Annotated in this window: 8 protein-coding genes; 6 read left to right on the top strand and 2 right to left on the bottom strand. The window is 43.4% G+C overall.

The genetic code is table 11. From position 1 onward, the window contains the following. Positions 1-153: 153 nt before the first annotated feature. The 5 genes from DJ568_RS12970 (at position 154) to DJ568_RS12950 (ending at position 8,666) form a co-directional block, all read left to right on the top strand. The gene (locus tag DJ568_RS12970) at positions 154-1,323 is read left to right on the top strand and encodes an ROK family protein (RefSeq protein WP_233496689.1); all 1,170 of its coding nucleotides are present in this window, start codon (positions 154-156) and stop codon (positions 1,321-1,323) included. A 55-nt stretch (positions 1,324-1,378) separates the two neighbouring features. Continuing rightward, positions 1,379-4,525 (top strand): SusC/RagA family TonB-linked outer membrane protein, encoded by a 3,147-nt coding sequence (locus DJ568_RS12965; protein ID WP_114005903.1) that lies wholly within the window; start codon positions 1,379-1,381, stop codon positions 4,523-4,525. Between the two features lie 29 nt (positions 4,526-4,554). Then, on the top strand, positions 4,555-6,129 hold the full coding sequence (locus DJ568_RS12960; protein WP_114005717.1) for a SusD/RagB family nutrient-binding outer membrane lipoprotein: 1,575 nt from the start codon (positions 4,555-4,557) through the stop codon (positions 6,127-6,129). A gap of 76 nt (positions 6,130-6,205) precedes the next feature. Continuing rightward, complete coding sequence (gene nagB, locus DJ568_RS12955) at positions 6,206-8,125, top strand: glucosamine-6-phosphate deaminase (protein ID WP_114005716.1); 1,920 nt, start codon at positions 6,206-6,208, stop codon at positions 8,123-8,125. Positions 8,126-8,267: 142 nt separating this feature from the next. Further along, entirely contained in the window at positions 8,268-8,666 is a 399-nt protein-coding gene (locus tag DJ568_RS12950; RefSeq protein WP_114005715.1) for a nuclear transport factor 2 family protein, read from the top strand. Positions 8,667-8,677: 11 nt separating this feature from the next. On the opposite strand, the gene DJ568_RS12945 is transcribed toward DJ568_RS12950, so the two are convergent. Further along, complete coding sequence (locus DJ568_RS12945; RefSeq protein WP_114005714.1) at positions 8,678-9,094, bottom strand: acyl-CoA thioesterase; 417 nt, start codon at positions 9,092-9,094, stop codon at positions 8,678-8,680. 143 nt (positions 9,095-9,237) lie between these two features. On the opposite strand from DJ568_RS12945, the gene DJ568_RS12940 reads away from it, so the two are divergent. Further along, the gene (locus DJ568_RS12940) at positions 9,238-9,573 is read left to right on the top strand and encodes a hypothetical protein (protein WP_114005713.1); all 336 of its coding nucleotides are present in this window, start codon (positions 9,238-9,240) and stop codon (positions 9,571-9,573) included. 91 nt (positions 9,574-9,664) lie between these two features. Here DJ568_RS12940 and ligD read toward each other — a convergent pair whose 3' ends face one another. Then, positions 9,665-11,698, bottom strand: coding sequence for a DNA ligase D (ligD, locus tag DJ568_RS12935; protein WP_199560972.1), 2,034 nt, complete (start codon positions 11,696-11,698; stop codon positions 9,665-9,667). Positions 11,699-11,820: the final 122 nt, after the last annotated feature.

The raw sequence follows: 11,820 nt of genomic DNA, 5'->3' as shown, positions 1-11,820 counted from the left end.
TAAGTTAATTTTTATAAATGTATAGAATACTTTTTAAATTTTTTAAAAAAGTCTTGCGAATTAAATATTTTATTTGCTAAGTTTGTTTTAACGCAATGTAATTGCTACCTAATAAACCCGATACAATTGAAAACCAACTTAAAAACTGACATTTTGAAAAAGCTGTATTTCGAGCGTGAGTTATCATGTAATGAGATGAGTGCGTTTTTCAAAAAAAGCATTCCGGTTATTTCAAAAGCTGTAAACGAGTTGATAGCAGATGGACTTGTAGCTGAAGGGGGGCTTGCTCCGTCAAGCGGCGGACGCCGGCCTGTAATGTACAGCATCAAACCTGATGAGATGTACATACTCACCGTGGCAATGGATCAGCTATCTACCCGTATTGGTATTGTCGACATGCAAAACAACTATGTATCGGAGATTAAGATGATTGAGCTGCATTTGCTTAACAATAACGATTCCGCATCGCAGCTGGCAACAATTATAAATAACTACATAGATAACAGTGGGATTGAGCGTGCCCGGATATTAGCTGCCGGCATTGGCATGCCGGGGTTTATTAATGTTAATGAGGGCGTTAATTACACCCATCTGCCTACTGAAGGCATAAGCCTTGTAGACTTTTTACAAAAACATACCGGTTTAACTATTTATATAGATAATGATTCGAGCTTAATAGCGCTTTCTGAACTTCGTTTCGGTATAGCCAAGGCAAAAAAGAATGTAATGGTGATTAACCTGGGTTGGGGTATCGGCCTCGGGATGATCGTAGATGGAACATTATTCAGGGGGCACAATGGTTTCGCGGGTGAATTCAGCCATATCCCGCTTTCGGAAGATGGTGGTCTTTGCACATGCGGAAAGCAAGGTTGCCTGGAAGCAGAAGCATCTATGCTGGTGGTAGCCGAAAAGGCTATAGCGGGCATAAAAAACGGGCGCGTATCAAGCCTGCAGCAATCATTAAACGATAAAGAATCAAAACTTGCGGGCGACGCTTTAATGGATGCTGCCAACAAAGGCGACCAGTATGCTATCGAGTTGTTAACGGAGGCAGGCTTTAAGATAGGCAAAGCGTTGGCGATACTGATACATATAATGAATCCTGAGAGCATAGTGCTTAGCGGACGCGGGGCAAGGGTTGGTAAAATACTTTCGGCACCTATACAACAGGCGCTTATAAAATATAGTATTCCCCGCCTGGCGGTGAATACAGAATTGCTGATATCTGAGTTGGGTTTTGATGGAGAACTAATTGGTGCGGCGGTATTGGTAATGGAGAATTTAAACATGAAATCAAAAATTATACAAGCTGCAGTTGCTTAACAATAATGGATTAATTAACAACCTCTATATACACACACAACTTAATCTAAGCAAAATGAACAAAAAACTATTACTTATCTTATTCCTTCCGGGAATTACTTGCGGGGCCTACGCGGGTAGCCGCACGGTAAACACACCGCGAATAAGCTACGGTACGCAAGCCAGGCTTGCTACAGCAGCACTTAATGCGCAGGCACCTATAAAAGGGGTTGTGCGTGATAACGCCGGCCAAACACTGCCGGGTGTAAGCGTAACGGTTAAGGGAACCACAAAAGGTGCACAAACCGACGTAAACGGACAGTTTACGGTAGATGCGGAGATAGGTGATGTGCTTGTTATAAGCTATGTAGGCTATGTAACAAAAGAGATTAAGGTCACTTCGCCAGGTCAACTTGCAATTAGCATCAGCGAAGACTCACAAGAACTCAGTGAGGTGGTGGTAACAGCTTTAGGCATAAAGAAAGAACGCCGAACATTAGGTTACTCTGTTACAGAAGTTAAGGGCGAAGAACTAACTAAAACCCGTGAAGTAAGCTTTATGAACGGCCTCGTTGGTAAAGTTGCAGGGTTGAATGTAAGCTCGCTTTCAGGTGGCCCTGGTGCTTCCACAAACGTGCAAATACGCGGCGTAGCAGGGCTATCAGGCAATGTACAACCATTATATGTGGTTAATGGTGTTCCTATCGAAAGCTCACCTGGCGGCATGGCGGGTACTTTGAGTTCTGGTCAAACATCTAATAATAGCGGTAGTCAATGGGACAACTCCGCCGATAACGGTGATGCGATAAGCAACCTCAACCCCGATGATATAGAAACTATCTCGGTACTTAAAGGTGCTGCTGCATCTGCGCTTTATGGGTATCGTGCAAAAAATGGCGTAATACTTATAACTACTAAAAGTGCTAAAAGCAACAGCGTTGAATTTAACTCCAACTATGTTGCCGAAACGATAATTGACCCTACTAATTGGCAATACCAATATGGTCAGGGCGCCAATAACATCAAACCCGTCGACCAGGCTTCGGCATTTCAAGCCGGTCAGTCAAGTTATGGTGGCTTACTTGATGGATCTCAGGCTGTGCAATTTGATGGTGTGTCAAGACCTTATGTGGCCCAACGTAACAACTTAAGTCGATTTTACCGTACTGGTGGAACCTTCACCAATACAATAGCTTTTAATAAGCAATTTGATGGCGGCTCCGTTCGGTTATCGGCGAGTGATTTGCGAAACAAGGCTGTGGTACCGAATTCTGGCATAAATCGTCAGACATTCGACTTGAATGCAAACTACAATATCAGCAAGCACCTGGTTGTTACAGCCCGTGCTAATTATATATTGGAGCAAGCTAAAAACCGTCCGTTTGTGGGAGATGGCGCGGGCAATCCGAATTTCAACGCGTGGTTCCTTCCGTCAAGTGTCGACATCAACACGCTCAAACCTGGCAGTAAGGCCGACGGCAACGAGCTTAGCTACAGCTCAAACACTTATGCCACCAATCCTTGGTTTGCAGTAAACAATTACATTAATAACACAAATAGAACACGTCTTATATCAAGCGCGAGCGCTCGGTATAACTTTGACGATGGAACTTTTTTACAGGCTCGCGTAGGCAGAGATGCTTATAACGACCGCAATACTAACGTTGTACCTTACGGTACAGCATATCGGCCACTCGGCTCTATATCTGAAGATGCAATACGCGTGTCCGATTTAACGGCCGATGTGTTAGCCGGCAGACCTATTAAAGTTACTAATGACTTCATAATCACACCTAATGTAGGAGCGAGTTACAGACGTACAAAGGCAGAGACAATTGTGAATAGCGGCGACACTTTCGCAGTACCTTTTATACATAATTTAGGCAACACTACTAAAAACAGAAATGTCACTGTTTTTCCCGGTGATGTAGAAGTTCATTCTGTTTATGGATCGTTGGAAGTAAATTATAAAAGCTACCTGTACTTAACAGGTACTGGCCGCACTGACTGGTTTTCACAGTTGGCAGCACCGGGCAAAGATAATCAATTAAGCATCTTCTACCCCTCTGTAAGCGGTTCATTCGTATTCTCAGAACTTTGGAAACCTAGTTGGTTAAGTAATGGTAAATTGAGGGCTGGCTATGCTAAGGTTGGCGGTGCTTATTCATCTCCATACCAAACCGCTCTTAATTATGGTTTAGGTGTAACATTAAATGGCCTGCCTTTAGGAAGCATAAATAATCAATCAGTTCCAAACAGCGAGCTTAGGCCGTCTGACGCAACTGAGCTAGAAATTGGCACAGAATTAAGCTTTTTTAATAATCGCTTATCAATTGATATGGCCTGGTATAACAAACGCTCAAATAATGAGATATTGCCAGCTCCTGCATCTAGCGCATCAGGATATACCGGTGCAATTTTAAATATTGGTAAGCTGCAAAACAAGGGCTTCGAAGCGTTGATAAACGCCACTCCGGTAAAAACTAGTAACTTTAGCTGGACTACCAGTTTGAACGGATCAATTAATAACAGCAAAGTTATTTCGCTTGCTACCGGAACAAATCAATTATTGGTTTCTACTTCACGTAGCGGAGTTGGCTTCACTCAGCATGTTGTAGGATTACCGGTAGCTCAAGTAATGGCTTATGATTACGCTTATGACGCAAACGGAAATATTGCACTTGATCCTAACACTGGCTTACCAACACGCGGCGAACTTAAGTCATACGGCTCTGCTTACGCAAAATGGATAGGGGGTTTCAGTAACACGCTTACTTATAAAAACTTCAACCTGTCATTTTTAATTGATGGCAAATTCGGTGGCAAATTGTTTTCGACATCCGATTATTATGGATATATTTTCGGCCTGCATCAAGCTACCCTTGTTAATCGTACCGGCAACTTTGGCACCGCTCAACAGCCTGCAAACGCAGCCACCTACTATAGCACTGTTGCTAATAATGCTTCAAAGTTATTTGTACAAGATGCCAGTTTTATAAAATTCCGGTCGTTGAGCTTTGGTTACACACTGCCTGCAAACTTGTTTAACGGCGCTATAAAAACAGCTACCATCAGCTTAGTTGGCCGTAATCTCTTCTATCTTATGACTAAGACAGATAACATTGATCCGGAATCAAGCTATTCTGCCTACGCACAAGGTATCGAATCAGGCGGTTTACCTACAACACGTACATACGGCCTGAATTTGAGTGTTAGATTTTAGTAGAGGCGTCACTAATAATAATCAAAAAAATGAAAAAGCAATTTTTAAAACATATAACATTACTTTCGGCCGGGCTATTGCTCAGCACGGGATGTACAAAGAATTTCATAGAAAGGAACACTAATCCTAACTCGTACAATCAAACCAACTTCGATCCTAATTACATGCTTACATCGGCCGAGTTAGGCTATACAGGCAGTAACGATTTTGCTTACGAGACCTGGCGCGGAAACCTCATTTACTGCGCTACGTTTATGCAGGGATTGTCATCAGTAGTTAGCTATTGGGCAGGCGACAAATACCTGCTTAATACAGGCTATACGGCAGCTTATTGGGAAAAGGCTTATCCGGATCAGGTTAAACCTATCGTTGACATTGTTGAATGGACCAAAACCAAGCCCGAACATAAAAACCTTTATCAGATAAGCCGTATTTTACGCGCATTGATTTTTGAGAGAATAACTGACTTGTATGGCGATGTTCCGTATTCGGAAGCAGGGCTAGGATATTACCAAAAAATATTCTTCCCTAAATACGATAAACAAGAGGCTATTTATGCTGATCTGCTTAAAGAAGTAAGTGAGGCGACCGAGGCGCTAGATCCTGCAGGAGATAAACCCGGTGGTGACGCCATTTACCAGGGTGATATTACGAAATGGAAAAAATTTGGATATAGCCTTCAGTTGCGGATGGCTATGCGCTTAACCAAAGTTGACCCCGAGACAGCCAAAAGCTATGCCCAAAAGGTAGCCGGTAAAACGCTTACCATAGATGATGATGCTTTTTTAAGGCATGACGGGGCAGGCGGTCGTACAACTAATAACCGTAATAGCCAAGTGCTTATGGGCGATGGCGGCCAGGAACACTTTTATGTTAAGTGGTCTGACACCTTTATTAATAACCTTAAAGGTAACAATGATCCTCGTCTTTCAAAAGTAGCTTGCACCCAACTGTATCTAGCTGATGACAGCAAAGCTCAAAACCCTAACCCAAATTTTACGCCTGCAGATCAAAAGGGGATGCCAAATGGTCGTGACTTTAGCACACCTGGCTTCATAATTACAGCTGATCCAAGCTTTACAGCGTTTCCGGATTATTCGTCGCCAAGTCCTTACCTGATCAAACGTGATGGTATCACATTCATACTTACTTATGCCGAAACAGAACTACTGCTTGCTGACGCAGCCGAAAGGTTCGGTTTAGGCGATGCAGCTACACATTACAACAATGGGGTTAAAGCGGCTATAACTTACTTAAAACAGTACGACGCAGCAGCCACTATAAGCGATGGTGATGCTCAGGCGTATGTTAATGCACATCCTTATAATTCTGCTACCGGGTTGGAGCAGATCAATACCCAATACTGGATCCACACCTGTACCATGCTTGATTTTTATGAAGCTTGGGCTAACTACAGGCGCACTGGTTATCCAGCGTTGGTTCCGCTTAATTTCCCTAATAATGCTACGTCAGGTACAATACCGCGCCGTTTCCCTTATCCCGCATTCGAAGCGGTAAACAATGCGGAGAACTTAAATGTGGCCCGCGCCGCAGTTACAGGCGGTGACTTTTTGACCGGCCGTGTTTGGTGGGACAAGCAATAATACAAACTATAGTAAATCCCCGTCGTTTAAAAGACACGGGGATTTTTTTTAACTTTATTATTATTCTATCTACTTTATGCCACGTTTAAATCTGTTAGAAGAAACCCGGTACGAAAAACTGCCGGTAACCGTTTACCCTGATCAGCATGCAGCTTCTAAAGCGGTAGCCGGGCGCATAGCGGCACTTATAAAAAGAAAGCAGCAAAATAACGAACCAACCGTGTTGGGACTTGCCACAGGCGCCACTCCCGTTGGTGTTTATAATGAACTTGTGCGTTTACACAAAGCCGGCGAGCTAAGCTTTAAAAACGTAATTACTTTTAATTTGGATGAATATTATCCCATGAAACCCGACGCGGCACAAAGCTACGTTACCTTCATGAACGAAAATCTATTCAATCATATTGATATTGACCGCGCCAATGTCCATATACCTGATGGTACCGTTGCGCTTGAAAACATCCCTGCCTTTTGCGTTGATTACGAAAGCAAGATAACCGCATTGGGCGGCCTGGATATGCAAATACTGGGTATTGGCCGTACAGGCCACATTGGCTTTAACGAGCCGGGATCCGCCCCTAATTCAGGAACGCGCCTCGTTACCCTTGACGATTTAACCCGCAGCGATGCTGCCCGCGATTTTGGCGGGAAAGCAAACGTACCTACTAAAGCCATTACAATGGGCATCGGTACAATATTTAAAGCACGCGAGATTATCCTGATGGCCTGGAGCCAGAAAAAAGCAGGTATTATAAAAAAGGCCGTTGAGGGTGAAATCAGTGGCGATGTACCGGCAACTTACCTGCAGCTATCAGATCATGTTGATTTTATATTGGACGAAGCAGCGGCTTCAGACCTGACAAGGTTTGACACGCCGTGGCTTGTTAAAGATTGCGTATGGGATAGCGCTTTAACTAAAAAGGCTATTATCTGGTTATCTACACAACTAAAAAAACCGGTACTCAAACTAACTGAGGAAGATTATAATACACATGGCATGGCCCAACTTGCTGTGGAACAAGGGCCGGTGTACGATATAAATATTGATGTTTTTAACAAGATACAACACACCATTACAGGTTGGCCCGGGGGTAAACCCAACGCTGATGACTCGCAACGGCCCGAGCGCGCGAATCCGGCAAAAAAACGTTCTATCGTGTTCTCGCCTCACCCGGATGATGATGTCATTTCCATGGGCGGTACTTTCATCCGCCTGGTTGACCAGGGGCATGATGTGCATGTTGCCTACCAAACATCAGGTAATACCGCTGTATGGGACGATGATGTATTGCGTTACGTAGAGTTTGCTATAGACTTTAACCAGAGCATAGGCAACGACACAACGCGGCTAAATGAAATTTATGATGAAATGCGCCGGTTTATTGATAGCAAGCAACCGAACCAGATCGACACCCAAATTATCAGGGAGGTAAAGGGCTTTATCCGCAAAACTGAAGCGATTTCAGGAGCTCGCTATGCGGGCCTTGGGGATGACCATATACATTTTATGGCTTTACCGTTTTATGAAACCGGAAAAACACAAAAGAACACCGTAGGCGAGGAAGATATCCGGTTAACTATTGAACTGCTGCAAAAAATTAAACCACATCAGATTTTTGCTGCCGGTGACTTTGCAGATCCGCACGGCACGCACATCGTATGCTTTAACATCATACTCGCTGCCTTAAACCGGCTCAAGGATACCGAAGAGTGGGTAAAAGATTGCTGGCTGTGGATGTATCGCGGCGCCTGGCATGAGTTTCCTACACATGAAATTGAAATGGCTGTACCGCTGTCGCCACAAGAGGTTTTACGCAAACGAAATGCTATATTTAAACATCAATCGCAAAAGGATCGGCCGGTTTTCCCGGGTGACGATGCCCGTGAATTTTGGGTACGAGCCGAGGACCGAAACCGCGAGACTGCTCAGCGCTACGACGAACTGGGCCTTGCCGAGTACGAAGCGATGGAGGCATTTGTGCGGTATAAATTTTAACCCAATAAACCACAGATAATAAAGTCTTCCTTTTAGGAAGGCTTTATTATTTAAACCCGGTTTATTCTAACGAAAATTGCATATTCAACATTTATTAAGTCGGTTAATACTAAGGTGACTTTGAATTTTATATATTATTAGCATGAGTATATCCATCGCAGCGGCCCCATCTCAGGACACCCAAGAAGTTGCCCAAGTTGTAGAGAGGTTACGGAAAGCTATGGTTGATGCTGACGGTGTTACCTTAGCCAATCTCACATCTGAACATCTTAGTTATGGACATTCAGCCGGCAAGCTGGAAACCAAACAGGAATTTATTAACACCATTATCAGTGGCAAGTCGGTTTTTACAAGCATTTCACTTACCGATCAAAGCATTAAGGTTATCAACTCTACAGCACTGGTACGTCACACATTCACCGCCGAAACTAACGACAAAGGCAAAGGGGCCGGCTTTGTAAAGCTAAGCGTGCTCTCTGTTTGGGTGAAAGGCGAGCAAGGCTGGCAAATGGTAGCCCGCCAAGCCGTAAAGGCAGATTAAAACCTCTCTCCCTAGCCTTCAAAAACAGGTGCGGCTTTCACTTTCTCAATGATGCTTTCTGGTAAAAATGGCCTGCCACCTGCCGCCGGCACACAAGTGCCCGAGAGTATAGCCTTGGTTGTAACCTTTCCGTTCAGCATAATAGCCTGTTTAAAATGTATCTTAGGCAAGCCGTCTTTGTCACTCATTAAACTGCACGAAACAGTAAATGAATCCCCTTTTTTAAGCGAGCGCAAAAAGTTAATGGTATATTGGGATAAAACCATATTAACGCCTCTTCTCGCCTCTTCCTCAATATCAAACCCAAGTACTTCTTTTATATAATCGTGGCGGCAGTATTCCATATAAAAGGGATAATATAAACCATCCACAATACCTTGTACGTCTATATGCTCATCTTTTACCGTATATTCTTTTGTGTATTCCATATTGGCTAAAATGGCAATTTACCGGGATTTTTAAAAATCAATATATTAACAGTGTTAAGTGTTTAAAGAACTCCGACCTGCTTAACATAAATATAACATCGATTTATCCCCCTAGTGCATATCTTTGAATAAATAAACAGCATATGAAAAAAAGCGACCTTAAAGCACAAGCCAAAACAGCTAAGAAAACAGCAGCAAAAAATCTAGAAAGGGACCTGGTAACGGAATTAAAAAAAATGACGGCTGTTTACGGAAGTTCAAAAGAGTTGACTAAGGTAATTGAGAAGGGCGCTAAACAACTTGCAAAAAAAATAGCCAAAGAAATTAAGATAGCCGTACCTGCAGCAACTGATATGCCTGCAACTAAAGTTAAAAAAGCTTCAAGCGCAACAGCGTCCCAACCCATTAAGGCAGCTGCGCAGGCAACACCGGTTAAAACAGCTAAAGCAAAACCTGCAAAAAATACATCCGGAAAATAAAGCTATTCATATTACACTTTACGCCTTTAAGATTTCTTAAGATCGTTTTTAGCAGACTTTTCTCATCAAGAATTAACGTAAATAAAATTGGTCAGGACGAACCTGCATCAAACAAACTTTTCATCTTTTTCAAGGTAGTTTCCAAATCGATACCCTTTCCTAACACGGGTTTAAAAATATCACCCTGTTCCTTCACCCTGTCAATGGCGTTAAAAATATGGAAATCGCGCATTTCCAGGCCGGGTTTTACTTCATCCCAATGCAGTGGCATAGAAACCGTGGCTCCCGGCTTAGGCCGTAACGAATAAGGACATGCCAGCGTAGCACCCGGACGGTTCTGTAAAAAGTCGAGATACATTTTACCCTCACGTTTGCTTATCATACGTTCAACACTGGTAAACTCGGGTATTTGCTCGTGCACAATGTTCACCAGCAAACGCGCAAACAGCTGCGACTGGTCATAATCATATTTGGCATTAAGCGGTATGTACACGTGCATACCCGTAGATCCTGATGTTTTAATATAGGAAGGCACGTTAATGGCTTCGAGTACTTCCCTGGTCACCTGCGCCGCTTGTATCACCTGGTCAAACGTATGTTTGTCCGGGTCGAGGTCTATTACGCAGTAGTCGGGGTTATCAGGGAATTGTGCGCGGCTAAACCACGGGTTCATTTCTATTGACCCTAATGATGCCATCCACAACAAACTATATTCATCAGTACCTAATAAAAACTCTTTGTGTTCGCCATCGCTTGTGGTATAAGGGAAAGTCTTCAGCCAATCGGGTGCTTTGTCCTTCACATTCTTCTGGTAAAAGCTGAACCCTTTTATTCCGTTAGGAAAACGGTTGAGCGACTGGGGCCTGTCCTTCAAGTATGGTAATATATAAGGGGCTACCTGGTAATAATAATTCAGCATATCCCTTTTTGTAATCTTTTCGGCGGGCCAGTAAATTTTATTAAGGTTGCTAAACTTCAAATCATGCCCATTTATTTTTTTTACCTGGGTTTGCTCTGTAGGATTAAGCAGCGTTTTCCGTGTAGATTTTTTGGGCGCGTTGATTATTTTGTCCTTTACCAGTTCATGCTCCTCCTCTATTAGTTCCGGCGTATGGGCGGCAGTTTCAAGGATAACATCTTTGGCATTTTTATCTACCCGCATGCCCTCAAATGAAGGGTGCCGAAACACTCCATCTGACGTAATTTCTGCAAAGCTAACCTCGCAAACCAATTCTGGTTTTAACCATGTAGCCGTAGCTTTAGGCGGATTAGGCCTGAAACGCGAAGGTTTATTATAATCCGGCTCAACAGCAAATGGCGTTTTGTTGATAATAAGCGGCTTAAACTGCGCCATCATCTCCTTTTGCAATTTGTCGGAAAAGCCGGTGCCTACCTTGCCCACGTAGTGAAACGCTCCATTGTTATATACACCGAGCAACAAGGAACTAAATTGTTTTGAGGAGCCTTCGTTATTAGTGTAACCGCCTATAACCACTTCCTGCCGCCGGTTTACCTTTATTTTCAACCATTCCTTTGAACGCAAATTGGGCAAGTATGCACTCTCAGCTTTTTTGGCAATAATCCCTTCAAGTCCCATCTTGTGAGCAGCGTCGTAAAATTCTTTCCCGCCCGCTTTAAACAACTGGCTCAGCCGCACATCGTCTGAAACGGGTAATACTTGTTCAAGTATAGCCCGGCGCTGTGTAAGTGGTAATTGGGTAAGATCTTTACCTTCATACCACAAAATATCAAACACATAATATACCAGTTCGCCGTCGGCTTCGCTTCGCCAGTTTTGCAAACTGCCGAAATTTGAAGTGCCCTTGCTGGTTAACACAACTATTTCGCCATCAACAACAGCGTTTATCTTCCATTGCTGCAGTAAGTGATAAAGCGGATAAAATTTATCATTAAATGATTTGTTGTTGCGTGATGTTAACTCCACCTCGCCCTTGTTTACCAACGCCAGGGCGCGATATCCGTCCCACTTCACCTCATATATCCATCCGGGCTGGTCAAATGGCTCATTAACCAAAGTGGCAAGCATTGGTTTTATTCCCTTCGGGAATGCTGCTTTCGTTGCTTTTGCAAGCAATTTTTTTATATCGGATACAGCTGCAGGCATATCGAAACAACAAACGCCTCCCGGTAAAGTTTTGCTGTGCAAAACAGGCAGCGATCACCGGTTTTAAGCTTCCTTGCCTCATATATAAGCTTGCTAAGGTTGGCTATTGTTTTTTATACACA

Origin of the sequence: Mucilaginibacter hurinus, assembly GCF_003324525.1 — a bacterium.
GTDB classification, from domain to species: Bacteria; Bacteroidota; Bacteroidia; order Sphingobacteriales; family Sphingobacteriaceae; genus Mucilaginibacter; species Mucilaginibacter hurinus.
This window is presented reverse-complemented; position numbering and strand designations above follow the sequence as displayed.